The 20,335-nt window shown below is 71.6% G+C and carries 15 protein-coding genes and 2 pseudogenes; 14 read left to right on the forward strand and 3 right to left on the reverse strand.

Going from position 1 to position 20,335, the window contains the following annotated elements:
* Complete coding sequence (locus H8R17_RS04935; protein ID WP_316959308.1) at positions 1–918, reverse strand: SDR family oxidoreductase; 918 nt, start codon at positions 916–918, stop codon at positions 1–3.
* Between the two features lie 209 nt (positions 919–1,127).
* Here H8R17_RS04935 and H8R17_RS04940 point away from each other — a divergent pair, with 209 nt between their 5' ends.
* The 7 genes and pseudogenes from H8R17_RS04940 (at position 1,128) to H8R17_RS04965 (ending at position 7,843) form a co-directional block, all read left to right on the forward strand.
* Complete coding sequence (locus H8R17_RS04940; protein WP_187821877.1) at positions 1,128–1,553, forward strand: MarR family winged helix-turn-helix transcriptional regulator; 426 nt, start codon at positions 1,128–1,130, stop codon at positions 1,551–1,553.
* Between the two features lie 115 nt (positions 1,554–1,668).
* A pseudogene (locus tag H8R17_RS46355) lies at positions 1,669–2,162 on the forward strand (hypothetical protein); the annotation flags it as partial.
* A gap of 41 nt (positions 2,163–2,203) precedes the next feature.
* A complete protein-coding gene (locus tag H8R17_RS04945) occupies positions 2,204–3,004 on the forward strand; it encodes an IclR family transcriptional regulator (RefSeq protein WP_187821878.1) in 801 nt (266 codons plus the stop codon).
* Between the two features lie 182 nt (positions 3,005–3,186).
* On the forward strand, positions 3,187–3,540 hold the full coding sequence (locus tag H8R17_RS04950; RefSeq protein ID WP_187821879.1) for a hypothetical protein: 354 nt from the start codon (positions 3,187–3,189) through the stop codon (positions 3,538–3,540).
* Positions 3,541–4,395: 855 nt separating this feature from the next.
* A pseudogene (locus tag H8R17_RS04955) lies at positions 4,396–5,355 on the forward strand (glycoside hydrolase family 16 protein); the annotation flags it as partial.
* Positions 5,356–5,588: 233 nt separating this feature from the next.
* Complete coding sequence (locus H8R17_RS04960) at positions 5,589–6,986, forward strand: glycoside hydrolase family 16 protein (RefSeq protein ID WP_187821881.1); 1,398 nt, start codon at positions 5,589–5,591, stop codon at positions 6,984–6,986.
* A 119-nt stretch (positions 6,987–7,105) separates the two neighbouring features.
* The gene (locus tag H8R17_RS04965; protein WP_187821882.1) at positions 7,106–7,843 is read left to right on the forward strand and encodes a cyclopropane-fatty-acyl-phospholipid synthase family protein; all 738 of its coding nucleotides are present in this window, start codon (positions 7,106–7,108) and stop codon (positions 7,841–7,843) included.
* Between the two features lie 48 nt (positions 7,844–7,891).
* Here H8R17_RS04965 and H8R17_RS04970 read toward each other — a convergent pair whose 3' ends face one another.
* On the reverse strand, positions 7,892–10,153 hold the full coding sequence (locus H8R17_RS04970) for a glycosyltransferase family 39 protein (RefSeq protein WP_187821883.1): 2,262 nt from the start codon (positions 10,151–10,153) through the stop codon (positions 7,892–7,894).
* 120 nt (positions 10,154–10,273) lie between these two features.
* Entirely contained in the window at positions 10,274–11,179 is a 906-nt protein-coding gene (locus H8R17_RS04975; protein WP_187821884.1) for an AraC family transcriptional regulator, read from the reverse strand.
* 156 nt (positions 11,180–11,335) lie between these two features.
* Here H8R17_RS04975 and tkt point away from each other — a divergent pair, with 156 nt between their 5' ends.
* The 7 genes from tkt to H8R17_RS05010 are packed head-to-tail and all read left to right on the forward strand — an operon-like array spanning position 11,336 to position 20,276.
* The gene (gene tkt / locus H8R17_RS04980) at positions 11,336–13,411 is read left to right on the forward strand and encodes a transketolase (RefSeq protein WP_187821885.1); all 2,076 of its coding nucleotides are present in this window, start codon (positions 11,336–11,338) and stop codon (positions 13,409–13,411) included.
* Positions 13,412–13,430: 19 nt separating this feature from the next.
* The gene (tal, locus tag H8R17_RS04985) at positions 13,431–14,639 is read left to right on the forward strand and encodes a transaldolase (RefSeq protein ID WP_187821886.1); all 1,209 of its coding nucleotides are present in this window, start codon (positions 13,431–13,433) and stop codon (positions 14,637–14,639) included.
* Positions 14,636–16,198 (forward strand): glucose-6-phosphate dehydrogenase, encoded by a 1,563-nt coding sequence (zwf, locus tag H8R17_RS04990; RefSeq protein WP_187821887.1) that lies wholly within the window; start codon positions 14,636–14,638, stop codon positions 16,196–16,198. Before tal ends, zwf begins: the two co-directional genes overlap by 4 nt.
* On the forward strand, positions 16,195–17,142 hold the full coding sequence (gene opcA, locus H8R17_RS04995) for a glucose-6-phosphate dehydrogenase assembly protein OpcA (RefSeq protein WP_187821888.1): 948 nt from the start codon (positions 16,195–16,197) through the stop codon (positions 17,140–17,142). The genes zwf and opcA overlap by 4 nt, the downstream gene beginning before the upstream one ends.
* A complete protein-coding gene (gene pgi / locus H8R17_RS05000; protein WP_187821889.1) occupies positions 17,135–18,799 on the forward strand; it encodes a glucose-6-phosphate isomerase in 1,665 nt (554 codons plus the stop codon). The genes opcA and pgi overlap by 8 nt, the downstream gene beginning before the upstream one ends.
* Before the next feature lies 1 nt (position 18,800).
* Entirely contained in the window at positions 18,801–19,682 is an 882-nt protein-coding gene (gene gnd, locus H8R17_RS05005; protein WP_187821890.1) for a phosphogluconate dehydrogenase (NAD(+)-dependent, decarboxylating), read from the forward strand.
* A 6-nt stretch (positions 19,683–19,688) separates the two neighbouring features.
* Positions 19,689–20,276: a histidine phosphatase family protein gene (locus tag H8R17_RS05010; RefSeq protein WP_187821891.1), complete on the forward strand. Its 588-nt coding sequence runs from the start codon at positions 19,689–19,691 to the stop codon at positions 20,274–20,276.
* Positions 20,277–20,335 lie beyond the last annotated feature (59 nt).

The following is a 20,335-nucleotide window of genomic DNA, read 5'->3' on the forward strand; positions in this document are numbered from 1 at the left end:
TCATGCCTCCGGGAACTTCGGCGCCGGGACGCCGACCGTCTGGAGTTCCGCGCCGACCGAGGTGGGGAAGGCGGCGGCCAGGGCGCCGGGGGTCCAGCCGCCGTCGGCGTACGCCGCCCTGATCTCCTGCGGATGCGACCAGAGTGCCACCTTGTCGCCGCCGATGCCGACGGCCTGGCCAGTGATGCCGCGCGCGGCCTTCGAGGCAAGGAAGGGGACGAGCGCGGCGCAGTCCTCGGGGGTGCCGAAGCCCTCGCCCTTGCGCAGGAAGTCCGGCAGCGGCTCGCCCTGCTTCATCGCCTCGATGTACGGGGCGAAGGCGGGGATCGTCTCGGTCATCGCGGTCGCGGCGACCGGCACGATCGCGTTGACGGTGATGTTCGCGCGGGCCAGCTCCATCGACCAGGTACGGGCCATCGCGGCGATGCCGGCCTTGGCGGCGGAGTAGTTGGTCTGGCCGAAGTTGCCGCGCTGCCCTGCCGGGGAGCCGACCAGGATCAGCGTGCCGCCCTCGCCCTGCTCGCGCATGCGGACGGCGGCGGCGCGGGCGCAGGTGAAGGTGCCCTTGAGGTGGGTGGTGATCACCGCGTCGAAGTCGTCGTCGGTCATCTTCCACAGCACCCTGTCGCGCAGGATGCCCGCGTTGGTGACCAGCACGTCGAGCCGCCCGAACTCGCTGACGGCCCGGTTCACCAGCCGGTCCGCAGCCTCGGAGGTGCCGACCGGGACGACCTCGGCGACGGCGGTGCCGCCCGCCTCGGTGATGGACTTCACGGCCGCCTCGGCCACGGCCTCGTCGACGTCGTTGACGACCACCGAGGCCCCGTGGGCGGCCAGGGCGTGGGCGTAGGCGAGGCCGAGGCCCCGGCCGCTGCCGGTGACGACGGCGGCCTTGCCGGTGAGATCGATGCTGGGCACGGGCGGATCCCTTCACATGCGGTGACGGCTTCGAGATCGAAGTTAAGAGCAATAATTGGTGACGTCAATAGTTGTTGCCAACCGGCCGGTGCGCCAGACTGAACCCAGCACGCACGGCCGCCCCTGACGGGGCCTCGACCAGGGAGCCCGCCATCGCCCGCCAGCCAGACGTCAAGAACCCCGCCCCGATCGACGCGCACGAGCCGTGGATGCGCGGGCTGCACGCGGACTCGGGCTATCTCCTCTACCGGCTCGGCCTGCGCTCCGGGCAGCTGTTCAACGCCTTCCTCCAGGAATCGGGCCTGCGCATGCGCCACTACGCGCTGCTCCGCTTCCTCGCCACCTCCCGGGGCGCGCTGCAACGTGAGCTGAGCACCTCCCTCGGCTACGACCCGAGCGCGATCGTCGGCCTGGTCGACGACCTGGAGAAGCTCGGCTTCGCCGAGCGCCGGCCCTCCCCGGACGACCGCCGCAGCCGGATCGTCGTCCTCACCGAGGCCGGCCGCGCCTTCCTGCGGGACAGCGACGAGGCCGGCCTGCGGGCGACCGACCAACTGCTGGGCCCGCTGAACCCCGCCGAACGGGAGACCCTGCACGCCCTGCTCCTGCGGATCGCAGAGGACGGCCTCACGTGATGTTGTGCAAATGACTGACGGCCACAGGGACATGCCTGACTTCACGGGACAACCGAACCCCCGCCCCCAGGGAGCTCCCCGTGCAGCCAAGCCCCTCCGCCGCTCAACCGTCCTCCGATCCCCGAGGAAGAAGGTCAGCGAGCTGTACCGCAAGGCGGGCCTGTCCCTGGGCGCCGACCTCACGGCCCTGAGCCGCGCGCCGCGTGTCGCCGCCGACCCCGCGGCCGTACGGTGGATGCGGCACACCAGCGTCCTGACCGGCCGGCTCGCCGACCCGCAGCTGAACATCCACACCACCGGCGACGCGCTGATCCCCGTGCAGGCCGAGAGCGCCCACCGGCGAGCGGCCACCGCGGCGGGGTCCGGGCCGCTGCCGCGCCAGGCGTACGTCGACGGACCGGGGCACTGCGCCTTCACCCCGGGCGAGATGCTCGCCGCCCTGCACACCGTGGAGCACCGCGTGGACACCGGCCGCTGGGACACCTCACCGGCTGCCCTCAACTCCCGCGCCGACAGGAGGATCCCGCGGCCGAGGTGCGGTACACCGCCTACCGGCCCGCCCCCTACCCCCGCCCCTACGACCTGCACCGTCACTTCCCGCCGACCTGATCCAGAAGACACCTCCCAGCCCACCCGGGAGACGCCCGGCCATGACCGCCCGTTCCGCGCCCGACCGGCTGCTGTCCGTGCTCGCGGCCTTCGACCACGAACACCCGGCCCTGTCCCTGACGGAGATCAGCCGCCGGGCCGGGCTCAGCCTGACCACCGCCCACCGGCTCGTGGGCGTCCTCACCGAGTGGGGCGCCCTGGAGCGGGACGAGGAGGGCGTGTACCACGTCGGGCTGCGGCTGTGGGAGGTCGCCGCGCTCGCACCGCGCGGCCTGCCGCTGCGTCAGGTCGCGCTGCCGTACCTGGAGGACCTGTACGAGGCCACGCATGAGAACGTGCAGATGGCCGTGCGGGACGGGCCGGAGGTGGTCTACATCGAGTGGCTGGCGGGCCGGTCGTCGGTCGGCGTGCACATCCGCGTCGGCGGGCGCTGGCCGCTGCACGCCACCGGGGTCGGTCTGGTGCTGCTGGCCCACAGCGACGCCGGTGTGCAGGAGGAGTACTGCGCCGGCCCGCTCGCCGCGTTCACGCCGTACACCCTCACCGATCCGGCGCGGCTGCGCCGGGTGCTGGCCGAGGTGCGGCGCAGCGGGGTCGCGGTGAGCGACCGTCAGGTGACCGACGACGCGCTGTCCGTGGCGGCGCCGGTGCGCGGGCCGGGCGGCGCGGTGGTCGCCGCGGTGTCGGTAGTGGTGCCCCAGGCCGGCGCCCAGGTGCCGGTGCTGGTCCCGGCGGTACGGCTCGCGGCACGCGGTATCTCGCGCGCGCTGGGGTGGCATCCGGAGCAGCCTGACGCCGGGGCGTCCGGTCCCGTAGCGCGTCGGGCGGCGCCGTCGTCGTAACGCCACCGGGCGGGCTTCAGTCGTGGCGTCATCGGTCGCTTTCACGGGAGGTCATCGGGTCGCTGCCGGGCGGTCCAAGGTCTGTCCAAGGTTCCGCCAGGGCCGGTCGGAGACCTTGGTTACCGGCAGACGAGAGGGCGCGGATGCGGGGCATCCGGGTCCTGGCTTCCCGAGCCGAGGAGTTGACCCATGCGTACACGTCGAATGCTGGTCGGTGCGGCCGGAGCCGCCGCCGTGATGCTCGGCACCCCGTCCTGCCGGCCGCCGCGGCGCCCTCCCCCGGCCAGTCCGGCACCACGGGGGTGGCGGTGCTGGACTGCCCCGCCGATGTGTGGCGGGACCCCGCCGGCAACACCTTCGGAGGCATGTGCACCGGCAACGGCAACTACAAGTTCCGTGCGACGGCCGTGTGCCGCAACGGGCAGACGGTGTACGGCACCACCAAGTGGGCGACCGGTGGCTGGTCCTACGCCTACTGCGCGGGCAAGGGCGGCCTGACCGGTGACGTCGGCTACGAGTACTGGCGAGGCCGCTGACGCACCGATCCGGCGGGGGTGCGGGGAGGGCCCTCACGGGGGAGCGGCCTCGCCCACTCCCGCCTCCGTGTCCAGTATTTGTGCCATCCGCTCGGCGCCGGCCGCGCGGTTCTGCCAGGTGGTGCCCGCCCGGCTGGAACGACATCAGCGTCCAGGCCAGCTGCCACACGGCGTCGTGCCGGCCCCGGGCCAGGGCGGTGCGCTGGGCGGCGAGCAGGCAGGCGTGTTCGGCGGCGAACCACTCCAGCGCGGCGCCGCCGCCCGCCTGGTCCATCGGGACACAGCCGGGAACCGGCGGGGCGAGGCGAGGGCGGAAGGGTGTGTCGGGGCCGTCGAGCGCGTGGTTCGCGGCGAAGGCGGTGTGTGAGTCGCGGAAGCTGGCGGGCAGCCGCTCTCCCCAGACGCGCTCGGCGAGCCGGTCCACCGGCACGGCGTGCGGGGCGTCGACGAGCAGCGCGGCCAGCACGGCTCGCTGCAGCGCCGGGCCGAGGTTCACCGGCCGTGTCCCCACCCGCATCGCGATCTCACCCAGCAGGGTGAAGGACGCGGTCACCTCGTCACCCGCAGCTTGAGTTCTGGCACGTACCGAGTGTGACGGGCCGTCCCGTGTTCATACCGGCATCGGCCGGAGTCGTCCGAAAACCAGCGGGTGGTACGGGACTGACGAGGACGTCCCGGCCGCATGCACCGGCCTTCACACGGTGAGCTCCGCGGCGCCGGAAGAGACTTTCACGGTTTCAGCTCTTGACGTCCGGAGTCCCTGAGAGCACATTGGGCGCACTTTGAGAGCGCTCTCAGGCCGTTCTCGAAGACCCCCGCACAGTCGATTCCGTACACCGAGAGGGCAACCCCCACATGAGCCGCACCTCCGGCACACACCGCAGCAGGAGCCGCCCCCGCCGACGGACACTCGTCGCCGTCGTCGGCGCCCTGGGCCTCGCGGCGGCGGCCGCCACGGTCGCCATCCCGTCCGCGAACGCCACCGCGCCGCCGCCCCCGTCGGGCTGGACGCAGGTCTTCCTCGACGACTTCGACGGCGCCGCGGGCTCCAAGGTCGACGCGGACAACTGGCAGTACGCAACCGGCACCGGCTACCCGGGCGGCCCCGCCAACTGGGGCACCGGCGAGATCGAGACGATGACGGACAGCACCAGCAACGTCTCCCTCGACGGCAACGGCAACCTCCGCATCACCCCGCGCCGCGACGCCTCCGGCAACTGGACCTCGGGCCGCATCGAGACCAACCGCACCGACTTCGAACCGCCGGCCGGCGGCAAACTCCGCGTCGAGGGACGGATCCAGACGCCGGACGTCACCGGCGCCGCCGCCAAGGGCTACTGGCCGGCGTTCTGGATGCTCGGCGGCCCCTACCGCGGCAACTACCAGAACTGGCCGGGCGTCGGCGAGATCGACATCATGGAGAACACCCAGGGCCAGAACACGGTGTTCGCCACGATGCACTGCGGCACCGCCCCGGGCGGGCCCTGCAACGAGAACAGCGGCATCGGCAGCTCGACCACCTGCCCCGGCGCGGCATGCCACGCCGGCTTCCACACCTACGCGGTCGAGTGGGACCGCTCGACGAGCCCCCAGGAGATCCGCTTCTACGTGGACGACACCCACTACCACACGGTGAAGGAGGACCAGGTCGACGCGGCGACCTGGAAGAACGCCACCGACCACGGCTTCTTCATCATCCTCAACGTCGCGATGGGCGGCGCGTTCCCGGACGCGCACGGCGGCGGCCCGGACGCCGGCACCGAGCCCGGCCACCCGCTGGTCGTCGACTACGTCCGGGTCCTCCAGGCGGCCGGCTAGGAAGCACTCGTGCCCACCCCCCACACGAGGGGGCGGGCCCACGGCCCGCCCCCTCTCCGCCCCTGTGTCCCCGGCTCGTTCAGCTTGTGCAGTCATCTGCGCCAGGGGACTTTTCTCGACTTTACCTCTTGACGGCGACAGTGACGTGGAGCACATTGACCGCACCCTTGAGAGCGCTCTCAGGCGTGCAGGGCACCCGCGCACCCCAACTCCGTACGAGAGGCCCCCACATGAGCGAAATCTCCGCCGCGCGCCACAGACGCAGGCCCCTGCGGCTCGCGTTCGTCGCCGTCGTCAGCACGCTCGGTCTCGCGGCAGTGGCCGCCACGGCCACCTCCTCGTCGGCGAGCGCCACCGCGCCGCCGCCCCCGTCCGGCTGGACGCAGGTCTTCCTCGACGACTTCGACGGCGCCGCGGGCTCCAAGGTCGACGCGGACAACTGGCAGTACGCAACCGGCACCGGCTACCCGGGCGGCCCCGCCAACTGGGGCACCGGCGAGATCGAGACGATGACGGACAGCACCAGCAACGTCTCCCTCGACGGCAACGGCAACCTCCGCATCACCCCGCGCCGCGACGCCTCCGGCAACTGGACCTCGGGCCGCATCGAGACCAACCGCACCGACTTCCAGCCCCCGGCCGGCGGCAAACTCCGCGTCGAGGCCCGCATCCAGGTGCCGGACGTCACCGGCGCCGCCGCCAAGGGCTACTGGCCGGCGTTCTGGATGCTGGGCTCGCCCTACCGCGGCAACTACTGGAACTGGCCCAGCGTCGGCGAGATCGACATCATGGAGAACACCCAGGGCCAGAACACGGTGTTCGCCACGATGCACTGCGGCACCGCCCCGGGCGGGCCCTGCAACGAGAACAGCGGCATCGGCAGCTCCACGACCTGTCCCGGCACCACGTGCCAGGCCGGCTTCCACACCTACCGGATGGAGTGGGACCGCTCGACCAGCCCGCAGGAGATCCGGTTCTACCTCGACGGCACCAACTTCCACACGGTGCGGGCGAACCAGGTCGACGCAACGACCTGGAAGAACGCCACGGACCACGGTTTCTTCATCATCCTGAACGTCGCGATGGGCGGCGGCTTCCCCGACGCGTTCGGCGGCGGCCCGGACGCCGGCACGCAGCCAGGCCATCCGATGGTCGTCGACTACGTCCAGGTGCTGTCGGCCGGTGGGAGCGGTACCACACCCCCACCGGCCGGCAACCGCGACGCCTACGGCACCATCCAGGCCGAGTCCTACGACGGCCAGTCCGGCGTGCGCACCGAGCCGACGGCGGACTCCGGCGGTGGCCAGAACGTCGGCTCGCTGGCGAACGGCGACTGGCTGCACTACAAGGGCGTCAACTTCGGCTCCACGCCGGCCAGGCAGTTCAACGCCCGGGTGGCGAGCGGCGCGGCGGGCGGCGTCAGCGGGCTCGTCGAGGTGCGGCTGGACAGCCGTACCAGCACGCCCGTCGGCAGTTTCTCGGTGGGCAACACGGGCGGCTGGCAGTCGTGGCGGACGATCCCGGCGAACATCAGCCAGGTGACCGGCACACACGATGTGTATCTCACCTTCACCAGCGGTCAGCCCGCTGACTTCGTGAACGTCAACTGGTTCAACTTCGGGCGCTGACCGGCGGCTTCGGTGGCGGGCCGCACGGGTTGCGCGGCCCGCCACCGAAACAGAACGCGTCGCTCTCACCGCCCGGGAAAACGGATGCGCACGGCCGCTGCCCGTGCCACGATCCGCCGGTGAATCGCGACCAGATCTCCCGCATCGCCCACACGCACCACCCGATCGCCGCCCCGCTCGAGGACAACTCGGTGCGAGTCCTGCTCGAGTACGCCCTGCCACGCCCCGAGTCACGTGTGCTCGACCTGGGCTGCGGCGGCGGTGAGTGGCTTCTGCGCGCCCTGGCCGCACGTCCCGGGCTGCTCGCCGAGGGCGTGGACACCTGCGAACTCGCCCTCGCGCACGCGGAGCAGGCCGCGCGGCAGCGCGGCGTCCACGACCGGCTCGTCCTGCACCACCGCAGCGCCGCCGGCTTTCCCGCCTCGCACGCCTACGACCTGGTCCTGTGCGTCGGGGCCACGCACGCCTTCGGTGGCCTCGTCGCCACCCTCGCCGCGGCGCGCGAGCACCTGGCTCCCGGCGGGCGCTTCCTGATCGGCGACGGCTACTGGGCCGCCGACCCCTCCCCTGAGGCCGCCGAGATGCTCGGGGACCTCGCCGACCTGCCCAGCACGCTGGACCGGGTCGCCGCTGGCGGGTGGACGCCGGTCCACGGGCACCTCAGCACCCGTCAGGAACTCGACGTCTACGAGTGGTCCTGGACGGGGTCGCTCGCCTCCTGGGCCCTGGACCATCCCGATGACCCGGACAGCGGGCAGGCGCTCGCCGCGGCCGACACCCACCGCACGCAGTGGCTGCGCGGCTACCGGGACTGCTTCGGCTTCGTCTGCCTCGTGCTGCGCCCAACGTCGGACTGAAGCGGCGGCGCCCCGGTGCCCGGACGGGAGACGCGCCGGACCGGTCCCTCACCGGCGGGGGGCGCACCGGTACAACGTCTGGGGGATGGTCCTGTTGCCGGTCGGACCGGCGAGGCCCTTGAGGCCGGAAGGGGCGGCGGAGGAGTCCCTGCCGCCGTGGGACGAGTCCGTGCCACCGTAGGCGGAGGCCGGGACGCGGGTGCAGGCGGACTCGACCCAGTCGGTGATCTGCACGGTGGCCGTCGCCCCGCCGCTGCCTCCGAACAGGGCGCCCGTGCCACGGCCACCGCCCAGCAGCACGTAGCGCAGCCTGCCGCTGTCGACCAGCTGACGGAACTGCGTCTGCGTCGGGAACGGCACCCTGCCGCTGAAGCCGCCGAGCGGGAGCACATGGGCGCCGGTGGCGAGGATGTACGGGGACGCGCTGTTCCAGCCGGTGGTGGCGAAGACGTAGGCGGCCGGGCCCTGGTGCGCGGTGGTGTAGTCGAGCAACTTCCGCTGCGTCGCAGTGAGTCGGCCGTCCTCGCTGTATCCGCCGAGGGCACCGAAGCCGCCTGTGCCGCCGTGGACCGCCCCGTTTCCGCGTGCCGTGCCGCCACCCCAGCGCACGCGTGCCGTCCGGGAACCCGCCGATGTGACCAGGCCGTGGCCGCGGTTCGCGCCGGACGGGCCGACCGCGCCCATGCCGGAACTGCGGTACGACGGGATGAAGACCTGCACCGCCCACGCGCTCGGCGCGACCAGCACCGCGGCCAGGGACGCGGCCAGCCCGGCGAGGGCGAGCCGGCCACCGGACGGTGCGCGACCGGTGCGGGCCAGTACGAGCAGGACGACGGCGGCGAGACCGAGCGCACCCACCACGGGTGCCAGCCACGGCAGGAACGACGGGAACTGCCCGGCGAGATACGCGCTCCACACCGCCGTCGCCGCCACCGCGCCCGGCAGCGCCCACGTGCGACGGCCGCCTGCCCGGTAGGCGCGCCACATCAGTGCGAGACCGCCACCGGTGAGCGCGGCGAGCGGCACCGCGATCACGCCCATGTAGTACGTGTGACCGCCGACGCTGCCCGCGCTGAACACCAGGAAGAACGTGGCCAGCCAGGTGCCCCACAGGACGAAGCCGGAACGGATCCGGTCGGTGCGTGGCCTGCCCCGGCGCCATACCAGGCCGCAGACGACGCAGACGGCGGCGAACGGGTAGAGCCAGCCGGTCTGCGAGGCGAGTGACGTGCCGAACATCTTCGACCAGCCGTTCTGGCCGCCGCCCCAGCCGCCACGCCCGTGGACCGCACCGGCCTGCCGCGCGGCACTCGTCCGGGTTCCGGGGGCGTGCGCGTGCCGGGGAGCGTGTGCGCGTGCCGCAACGCCCTGGCCCGGTCCGCCGGCGCCCGATGCCGGGTGCCGGCCGCCTCCGCCACCCTGCGTGGCGCTCACGCTGCCCGTATCGGCCGCGCTGACGCCGAGCGACGGGAAACGGTCGAGGAAGTTGTAGCCGACCACCATGCTGAACGCGGAGTTGTCGGTGGTGCCGTCGATATAGGGCCGGTCCCTGGCCGGGGTGAGGGTGGCGGCGAGCATCCAGGACGCCGACACGGCGGTCGTCACGACGGCGGCCGCCCCCAAGTGCGCCAGCCGTTTCCGCAGCGGGACCGGTGCCGAGATCAGGTAAACGAGGGCGAGCGCGGGAAGCACCGCCCAGGCCTCCAGCATCTTGGCCTGGAAGCCGAGGCCGACCCACACACCGGCGAGCAACAGCGGGCGCAGCCGGCCGTCCCGGGCGGCACGCTGGGTGGCCTCGGCCGCCAGCAGGAGACACAGCGTGAAGGCGGGGTCCTCGACCGCGGTGCGAAAGAGGCCCACGGCCACCGGGGTCACCAGGAACGCCGTGGCGGCGATCAGCGCCGCGCCGGCCCCGGCCCAGCGGCGCACCACCCGGTGCAGGACCAGCAGGCTCGCCACGCCCTCGAGCACCTGGGGCATCGTCACCGCCCACGGATGGAATCCGAAGACCCGGGCGGAAAGGGCCTGCGGCCACAGGAATCCCGGCAATTTGTCGAGCGTGATGGAATTTCCCGGGTCGAATGAGCCGTAGAAAAACGCCCTCCAGCTCTCCGTCATGCTGCGGACGGCGTTCGCGTAAAACGTGTGGTACTGGCTGTGGTTGATCCCCCAGGCATAGAGCACGGCGGCGAGCACGGTGAGGAACAGCAGTGCCGGGCGCGCGTACGCGGGCTGGTCCACCGGCGATCTCCAGGGTGCGCGACGGCCGGCACCGGAAGGGACGTTCGGGGCGGGGACTGTGGTAGCCATGCCCAGCAGTCTTCGACACCGCGCGGGCCGGTGACGCCGCTCGGACCGCTTTCGCGGAAATTCTCGCCGGACTCAGGGAAGTCCCTTGTACATGCACCGCACAGTGGGCGCACAGTTCCCTCAGCGCAGTTCCGCCCGGAACGCCGCCGGCGTCATGTCGGTGTGCTGATGGAAGAACTTGGAGAAGTTCGCCGCGTCCGGGAAGCCGACAGCCGCGCCGACCCGGCCGATCGGCAGATCGGTGTGGGCGAGGAGCCGTTTGGCCTCCAGGACGACGCGCTTGTCGATGAACGCCTTGGGCGTCTCGCCGGTGGCGGCGCGCACCGCGCGCACAAGGGTGCGGCGGGAGTAGCCGAGCGCGTCGGCGTAGGCGCTGACGCTGTGGTTGGTGGCGAATCCCTTCTCCACCGCGTCCCGGAAGAGGGTGAAAGTGGTGTCGGCCTGCCCGCGCGCCGCCTCCGACGAACTCGCCGCGAGATGGCCCAGGCGCAGCAGAAACGCCGTCAGGCTGTGCCGCAGCACGGCCGTGTGCAGGGTCAGCGGGAGCGTCGTGGTGTCCTCGTACTCACGCTGCAGCTGGGCGAGCGCCGCTCTGAGCGCGGCGAGCTGCGCCGTGTCCGGGTGCAGCAGCGGCGGCTGGTCGTAGCGGTACAGGCCGGTGGCCTCCACCGTGGCACGGGGCAGGAAGCCGGGCTGCATGGCCAGGACGGTTCCGCGGTACTCGCTCGTCCGCGAGAAGCGGTGCACCTGTCCGGGCCGGATCCACAACAGGTCGCCGGCCGTCGCCTCGTACTCGGCAAAATCGATCATGTGTCGTACGGGACCGTCGCTGAAGAGCATCACCACGTGGAAGTCGATGCGATGCACCCGCTCCAGCGGCGCGTCGGCGTGCCAGGTGCGGCCGGTGCCCATCGGGCCGACCTGCATGCCGACGCCGAGAACGCTCAGATCGACCGGAAAGGGAAAGGTTCTGATCCCGTCGCCGTCCCGGGATGCGTCGCCGGCCTGGGATGTACTGTCCGCCATGTCCTTCTCGTGCCGTCCCGCTCGCGCGCCCCGCCGACCGGGGTGTCCCACTTTCACCACAGACTGACACACCACGACCTTCCCTCGGAAAAGTCAGACTTTTACTTTTGAACGCGCCAGCCCTGATACTTCGCTCCCATCGAGGACTTCTTGAAGATGAGCACGCACACACCCGGCAGCTTCGAGTGGACCGAACTGGACCGGCGTGCCGTCGACACCGCCCGCCTCATGGCGGCCGATGCCGTACAGCGGGTCGGAAACGGGCACCCCGGCACCGCGATGAGCCTGGCCCCCGCCGCCTACACGATCTTTCAGAAGCTGATGCGGCACGACCCGGCCGACCCGGAGTGGACCGGCCGTGACCGCTTCGTCCTGTCCCCCGGCCACACCTCACTGACCCTCTACACGCAGCTGTTCCTCGCGGGCTACGAGCTGGAGCTGGACGACCTGAAGGCGTTCCGCACGCACGGCTCGAAGACGCCCGGCCACCCCGAGTACGGCCACACCGCGGGCGTGGAGACCACCACAGGCCCGCTCGGCCAGGGCGTCGCCAACGCGGTCGGCATGGCGATGGCCGCCCGCTACGAGCGCGGCCTGTTCGACCCGGACGCCCCGGCCGGTGCCTCGCCCTTCGACCACACCGTCTGGGCGATCGTCTCCGACGGCGACCTCCAGGAGGGCGTTTCCGCCGAGGCCTCCTCGCTCGCCGGCCACCAGAAGCTCGGCAACCTGGTCTTCCTCTACGACGACAACCACATCTCCATCGAGGGCGACACCGCGACCGCGTTCTCCGAGGACGTGCTGAAGCGGTACGAGGCGTACGGCTGGCACGTGCAGCGCGTCGAGCCGGAGGAGAACGGCGACGTCGACGTGCACGCCCTGTACGCGGCCCTGAAGGCGGCACAGGCCGAGACCGGGCGCCCCTCGATCATCGCGATGCGCACGATCATCGCCTGGCCCGCCCCGAACGCCCGGGACACCGAGGCCGCGCACGGCTCGGCGCTGGGCGAGGGCGAGGTCGCGGCCACCAAGCGCGTCCTCGGCTTCGATCCGGAGCAGAGCTTCGTCGTCGAGCCGGAGGTGCTGGCCCACACCCGCAGGGCCCTCGACCGGGGCGCCGAGGCGCACGCCGCCTGGGACAAGCGGATCGGCGCCTGGCGTGCCGACCACCCGGAGCGGGCGGCCACGTTCGAGCGCGTCAGCAAGGGCGAGCTGCCCGAGGGCTGGGAGGACACCGTGCCGGTGTTCGAGCCCGGCAGGGCGGTCGCCACGCGTGCCGCGTCCGGCAAGGTGCTCCAGGCGCTCGGCGCGGTGATCCCCGAGCTGTGGGGCGGCTCCGCCGACCTGGCCGGCTCGAACAACACCACCATCGACAAGACCAGCTCGTTTCTGCCGAAGGGCAACCCGCTGCCGGAGGCCGATCCGTACGGCCGGACGATCCACTTCGGCATCCGCGAGTTCTCGATGGCCGCCGAGATGAACGGCATCGCCCTGCACGGCAACACCCGCGTCTACGGCGGCACCTTCCTGGTGTTCTCCGACTACATGCGCAACGCCGTCCGTATGTCGGCGCTGATGCAGCTGCCGGTGACGTACGTGTGGACGCACGACTCGATCGGCCTGGGCGAGGACGGTCCCACCCACCAGCCGGTCGAGCACCTCGCCTGCCTGCGGGCGATCCCCGGCCTGAACGTCGTCCGCCCCGCGGATGCCAACGAGACCGCGATCGTCTGGGCCGAGATCCTGAAGCGGCACGCCAGCGACCCGGCTCCGCACGGCCTGGCGCTCACTCGTCAGGGCGTACCGACGTACGAGCCGAACCCCGACGCGGCGCGGGGCGGGTACGTCATGTCCGAGGCCGAGGGCGGCAAGCCGCAGGTCGTCCTCATCGCCACCGGCTCCGAGGTGCACATCGCCGTCGAGGCGCGCGAGCAGCTCCAGGCCGCTGGTGTGCCCACACGGGTGGTGTCCATGCCGTCCGTGGAGTGGTTCGAGGAGCAGCCGCGCGAGTACCGCGAGCGGGTCCTTCCGCCGTCCGTGCAGGCACGTGTCGCGGTCGAGGCCGGAGTGGGGCTGACGTGGTACCGGTTCGTGGGTGACGCAGGACGCATCGTCTCCCTCGAACACTTCGGCGCCTCTGCCGACGCGAAGACGCTGTTCGCCGAGTACGGCTTCACCCCCGAGAACGTCGTCGCCGCGGCCGGGGAATCCCTCGCCGCCGCGCGCGGTTGATCCGACCGCCAGAAAGAAGTTGATCACTGTGACCGAAGCAAGCGCGGCCGCTCAGCCGCTTGCCCGCCTGTCCGACGCGGGCGTGTCGATCTGGCTGGACGACCTGTCGCGCCGGCGGATCGAGTCCGGCAACCTCGCCGAGCTGATCGAGACCCGGCATGTCGTCGGCGTCACCACCAACCCGTCCATCTTCCAGGCCGCCATCGGCTCTGCGGCGTGGGGGTCCCCCCGCTCGAGCGAAGCCGAGAGTGGGGGAGGTTACGAGGAGCAGCTCGCCGATCTCGCGGTGCGGGGCGTCACGGTCGACGAGGCCGTGCGCATGATGACGAGCGCCGACGTGCGGGCCGCCGCCGACATTCTGGAACCCGTCCACAAGGCGACGGGCGGCCGGGACGGCCGGGTCTCCATCGAGGTCGACCCCCGCCTCGCGCACGACACCGCGGCCACCATCGCCGAGGCCAAGCAGCTGGCCTGGCTGGTCGACCGCCCCAACGTGATGATCAAGATCCCGGCGACGAAGGCCGGACTTCCGGCGATCACCGAGGTCATCGGCGCCGGCATCAGCGTCAACGTCACGCTGATCTTCTCGCTGGAGCGCTACCACGAGGTCATGGACGCCTACCTCGCGGGCCTGGAGATGGCCCGCGCCCGGGGCCTGGACCTGTCCCAGATCCACTCCGTGGCGTCCTTCTTCGTCTCCCGGGTCGACACCGAGATCGACAAGCGCCTGACGCTGCTCGGCACGGACGAGGCCCTGGCGCTCAAGGGAAGGGCCGCGCTGGCCAACGCACGGCTCGCCTACGCGGCGTACGAAGACGTGTTCGACTCTGCCGGAAGTCCGACACAGCGCGGCGACCGCTGGACCGCCCTGGCCGGGGCCAAGGCGAACAAGCAGCGTCCGCTGTGGGCCTCCACCGGCGTGAAGGATCCCGCATACAAGAGCACCCTGTACGTGGACGGACTGGTCGCGCCCGGCACGGTCAACACCATGCCGGAGGCCACCCTCGACGCCACCGCCGAACGCGGCGAGATCACCGGCGACACCGTCACCGGCGGCTACGCGCAGGCCCGCGCCGACCTGGCCGCCGTGGAACAGCTCGGCATCTCCTACGACGAGGTCGTCCGGCAGCTGGAGGACGAGGGTGTCGCCAAGTTCGCGACGGCCTGGCAGGACCTGCTGGACGCGGTGACGAAGTCCCTCAACAGCATGGGAGTTGACGCCGAATGACTGCGACCCCGCCCCTCGAACCGACGGCCCCCGCGTCCGGGTGGGACAACCCGCTGCGCGACGCGCGCGACCGCCGTCTGCCCCGTGTCGCGGGCCCGTCCGGGCTGGTCATCTTCGGTGTGACCGGCGACCTGTCCCGCAAGAAGCTGATGCCGGCCGTCTACGACCTGGCCAACCGCGGACTGCTGCCGCCGGGCTTCTCGCTCGTCGGTTTCGCCCGCCGGGAGTGGGAGGACCAGGACTTCGCGCAGGTCGTGCACGACGCCGTCCGCGAGCACGCGCGCACCCCGTTCCGCGAGGAGGTCTGGCACCAGCTCGCCGAGGGCATGCGGTTCATCCCCGGCGACTTCGACGACGACACGGCGTTCAAGCAGCTGCGCGAGACCGTCGACCAGCTCGACAAGGCCCGCGGCACCAGCGGCAACTACGCCTTCTACCTCTCCGTACCGCCGAAGTTCTTCCCGAAGGTCGTGCGGCAGCTGAAGAAGCACGGCCTGGCCCACGCGCCGGAGGGCTCCTGGCGGCGCGCGGTCATCGAGAAGCCGTTCGGGCGCGACCTGGCCGGCGCCCGCGAGCTGAACGCGATCGTGCACGACGTCTTCGACCCGGAGCAGGTCTTCCGCATCGACCACTACCTGGGCAAGGAGACCGTCCAGAACATCCTGGCGCTGCGCTTCGCCAACCAGATGTACGAGCCGATCTGGAACCGGTCGTACGTCGACCACGTGCAGATCACCATGGCCGAGGACATCGGCATCGGCGGCCGGGCCGGCTACTACGACGGCATCGGCGCCGCCCGCGACGTCATCCAGAACCACCTCCTGCAGCTGATGGCGCTCACCGCCATGGAGGAGCCCGCAGCGTTCGACGCCGAGTCGCTGCTCACCGAGAAGCTGAAGGTGTTCCGGGCCGTGAAGCTGCCGGAGGACCTGGGCCGGCACACCGTGCGCGGGCAGTACGCGGCGGCCTGGCAGGGCGGCGAGCAGGTGCGCGGCTACCTGGAGGAGGACGGCATCGACCCGGCCTCGACGACCGACACGTACGCCGCGATCAAGCTGGGGATCGACAACCGGCGCTGGGCGGGCGTGCCGTTCTACCTGCGCACCGGCAAGCGGCTCGGCCGCCGCGTCACCGAGATCGCGGTCGTCTTCCAGCGGGCCCCGCACTCCCCCTTCGACTCCACCGCCACCGAGGAGCTGGGCCAGAACGCGGTCGTCATCCGGGTCCAGCCCGACGAGGGCATGACGGTCCGGTTCGGCTCGAAGGTGCCCGGGACCTCGATGGAGCTCCGGGACGTGACGATGGACTTCGCCTACGGCGAGTCGTTCACCGAGTCCAGCCCGGAGGCGTACGAGCGGCTCATCCTGGACGTACTCCTCGGCGACGCCAATTTGTTCCCCCGTCACCAGGAAGTGGAAGAGTCCTGGAAGATCCTCGACCCGGTCGAGGAGCACTGGGCGAAGATCGGCAGGCCCGCGCAGTACGCCGCGGGCAGCTGGGGACCCGGGGAAGCCGACGAGATGCTCGCACGAGACGGACGGAGCTGGCGCAGGCCATGAAGATCGACCTGACCGACACCACGGCAAGCAAGATCAACAAGGCACTGGTGCAGGGCCGCCGCGCCATCGGCACGCCGGCCGTGGGGATGGTGCTGACGATGGTGATCGTCACGGACGAGGAGAACGCCTACGACTCGATCAGGGCGGCGGAGGAGGCCTCGCACGAGCACCCCTCGCGCACCCTGGTCGTCATCAAGCGGCACGCCCGCACCCCGCGCGAGCGCACCCGGTCCCGGCTGGACGCCGAGGTGCGGGTCGGCTCCGAGGCCGGCACCGGCGAGACGGTCGTACTGCGGACGCACGGCGAGGTGTCCGACCATGCCGACTCCGTGGTCCTGCCGCTGCTGCTGCCGGACGCGCCGGTCGTGGTGTGGTGGCCGGTGGACGCGCCCGAGGTACCCGCGAAGGACCCGCTCGGCGCGCTGGCGCAGCGCAGGATCACCGACCTGTACGCCGTCGAGGACCCCCTGGCGATGCTGGAGACCCGGGTCCGCTCGTACGCGCCCGGCGACACCGACCTCGCCTGGACCCGGCTCACGCCGTGGCGGTCGATGCTGGCGGCGGCCCTGGACCAGGCCCGCGTCGAGGTGATCTCGGCGGCCGTGGAGGCCGAGGCCGAGAACCCGGCCGCCGAGCTGCTGGCCCGCTGGCTGGAGGCCCGGCTGAAGGTCGCCGTCGACCGCGTGGTCACCGCCGGCCCGGTCGTCACGGCCGTGCGCCTGGGCACCGCGAACGGCGAGATCGTCATCGACCGCCCCGAGGGCCCGCTGGCCACGCTGTCCCTGCCGGGCCAGCCCTCGCGCACCCTCGCGCTGAAGGTGCGCCCCACCTCCGAACTCATCGCCGAGGAACTCAGGCGCCTCGACGCGGACGAGATGTACGCCATCGCCCTGCGCGGCGACGTCGCCCCCCTGAGCGACAAGGAGACCCCTGCCCATGTCTGACTCCCCCTCCGGCTCTGCCAGGCCGACCCGGCGCCCCGAGTGGACCGCCCTGGAGGACCACCGCGCCGAGACGCTGCTCCATCCGGACCTGCGTGAGCTGTTCGCGGCGGACCCGTCGCGCGCCGAGCGGTACGTCGCCCGCGTCGGCGACCTGCGCATCGACTACTCCAAGAACCTGGTCAACGACGAGACGCTCGCCCTGCTGCTCGAACTGGCCGCCGCCACCGACGTGTTCGCGCTGCGCGACGCGATGTTCCGCGGCGAGAAGATCAACGTCACCGAGCGGCGGGCGGTGCTGCACACCGCGCTGCGCGCCCCGCGGGACGCGGTGATCGAGGTCGACGGCGAGAACGTCGTGCCGGGTGTGCACGCGGTCCTGGACAAGATGACGGACTTCGCGAACCGGGTGCGCTCCGGCGAGTGGACCGGGCACACCGGCCGCCACATCCGCAACGTCGTCAACATCGGCATCGGCGGCTCGGACCTGGGCCCGGCGATGGCGTACGAGGCGCTGCGCCCCTACACGGCACGGGAGTTGACGTTCCGCTTCGTGTCGAACGTGGACGGCGCCGACCTGCACGAGGCGGTCCGGGACCTGGATCCGGCTCAGACGCTGTTCATCGTCGCGTCCAAGACGTTCACCACGATCGAGACGATCACCAACGCGACCTCGGCGCGCTCCTGGCTGCTCGCCGGTCTGGGGGGCGACGAGAAGGCGGTCGCGAAGCACTTCGTGGCCCTGTCGACGAATGCGGAGAAGGTCGCCTCCTTCGGCATCGACCCGGACAACATGTTCGAGTTCTGGGACTGGGTCGGCGGCCGATACTCGTACGACTCGGCGATCGGCCTGTCCCTGATGATCGCCATCGGCCCGGAACGGTTCCGGGAGATGCTCGACGGCTTCCGCATCGTCGACGAGCACTTCCGCTCCGCCCCCGCCGAGGCCAACACCCCGCTGATCCTGGGCCTGCTGGGCGTCTGGTACGGCAACTTCTTCGGCGCGCAGTCGCACGCGGTGCTGCCCTACAGCCACTACCTGTCGAAGTTCACCGCCTACCTCCAGCAGCTGGACATGGAGTCCAACGGCAAGTCGGTGGACCGCGACGGCCACCCCGTGGACTGGCAGACCGGGCCGGTGGTGTGGGGCACGCCCGGCACCAACGGGCAGCACGCCTACTACCAGCTCATCCACCAGGGAACCAAGTTGATCCCTGCGGACTTCATCGGCTTCGCCCGGCCCGTCGACGAGCTGAGCGAGCAGCTCGCCGCCCAGCACGACCTGCTGATGGCCAACTTCTTCGCCCAGACGCAGGCGCTGGCCTTCGGCAAGACGCCGCAGGAAGTACGCGCCGAAGGAGTGCCGGAGGAGCTGGTGCCGCACAAGACGTTCAAGGGCAACCACCCGACGACCACGATCCTCGCGCGCGAACTGACCCCGTCCGTGCTCGGCCAGCTCGTCGCCCTCTACGAACACAAGGTGTTCGTCCAGGGCGCGGTCTGGAACATCGACTCCTTCGACCAGTGGGGCGTGGAGCTCGGCAAGGTCCTCGCCAGGCGCGTCGAACCCGCCCTCACCGAGGGCGCGGACGTTCCCGGCCTCGATCCCTCCACCACCGCCCTCGTGGCCGCCTACCGCGAACTGAAGGAAGTGAACTGACATGCAGTTGGGACTCATCGGGCTCGGCAAGATGGGCGGCAACATGCGCGAGCGGATCCGCCGCGCGGGCCACACCGTCATCGGCTACGACCGCAACCCCGAGCTCTCCGACGTCAGCAGCCTCACCGAGCTGGTCGAGAAGCTCGAAGCCCCGCGCACGGTCTGGGTGATGGTCCCGGCCGGCGCCGCCACCCAGTCCGTCGTCGACGAACTGGCCACGCTGCTCCAGCCCGGCGACACCGTCGTCGACGGCGGCAACTCCCGCTGGAGCGACGACGAGAAGCACGCCGCCGAGCTCGGCACCAAGGGCATCGGCTTCGTCGACGCGGGCGTCTCCGGCGGCGTGTGGGGCCTGGAGAACGGCTACGCGCTGATGGTCGGCGGCGACAAGGAGCATGTGGAGCGGCTCCACCCGATCTTCGAGGCGCTCAAGCCGCAGGGGCCGTACGGCTATGTCCACGCGGGCAAGGTGGGCGCCGGGCACTTCGCGAAGATGGTCCACAACGGCATCGAGTACGCGATGATGCAGGCCTACGCCGAGGGCTGGGAGCTGCTGGAGAAGGTCGACTCGGTGGACAACGTCCGCGAGGTGTTCCGGTCCTGGCAGGAGGGCACGGTCATCCGCTCCTGGCTGCTGGACCTCGCGGTCGACGCCCTCGACGAGGACGAGCACCTGAAGCAGCTGCGCGGCTACGCCGAGGACTCGGGCGAGGGCCGCTGGACGGTCGAGGCAGCCATCGACAACGCGGTGCCGCTCCCGGCGATCACCGCCTCCCTGTTCGCGCGGTTCGCCTCCCGCCAGGAGGACTCCCCGCAGATGAAGATGGTCGCGGCCCTGCGCAACCAGTTCGGCGGGCACGCCATCGAGTCGGCGAAGGAGTAGCGGGCCGTGGGGGATCTCCTGCTGGTCCGCCACGGTGAGACCGAGTGGAGCAGATCGGGACAGCACACCAGCTTCACCGATCTGCCCCTGACCCCGCGGGGCGAGGAACAGGCCAAGTCCCTCGCCCCGCTCCTCACCGGCCGGACCCTCCGACGTACACTCACCAGCCCCCTCGCCCGCGCCATACGCACCGCCGAACTCGCGGGCCTGGCCGGTGCCGAGACCGACCCCGACCTGCACGAGTGGGACTATGGCGGCTACGAGGGCATCACCACCGCCGACATCCACCGCACCCGGCCCGGCTGGGACCTGTGGACCGACGGGGCGCCGCGCGGGGACGCCGGGCAGCCCGGCGAGTCGCCCGCGCAGATCGGCGAGCGCGCCGACCGGGTGCTGGCCCGCCTCGCCCCGGCGCTCGCCGAGGGTGACGTGATGCTCGTCGCCCACGGCCACTTCCTGCGCGTGCTGACGGCCCGCCGGCTGGGCCTGCCGCCGTCCGACGGGCGGCTGTTCCGGCTGGAGACGGGGACGCTGAGCCGGCTGTCGACCGAGCACGGGTGGCCGGTCATCGCGGAGTGGAACACCCGGCCGTAGGCGGCCAGCCGTCCGGCTCGCCGTTGACGGCGACACGCCCGGGGACACTCGGCCGTGGA

This window comes from Streptomyces sp. TRM68367 (assembly GCF_014495685.1).
Classification (GTDB): Bacteria; Actinomycetota; Actinomycetes; order Streptomycetales; family Streptomycetaceae; genus Streptomyces.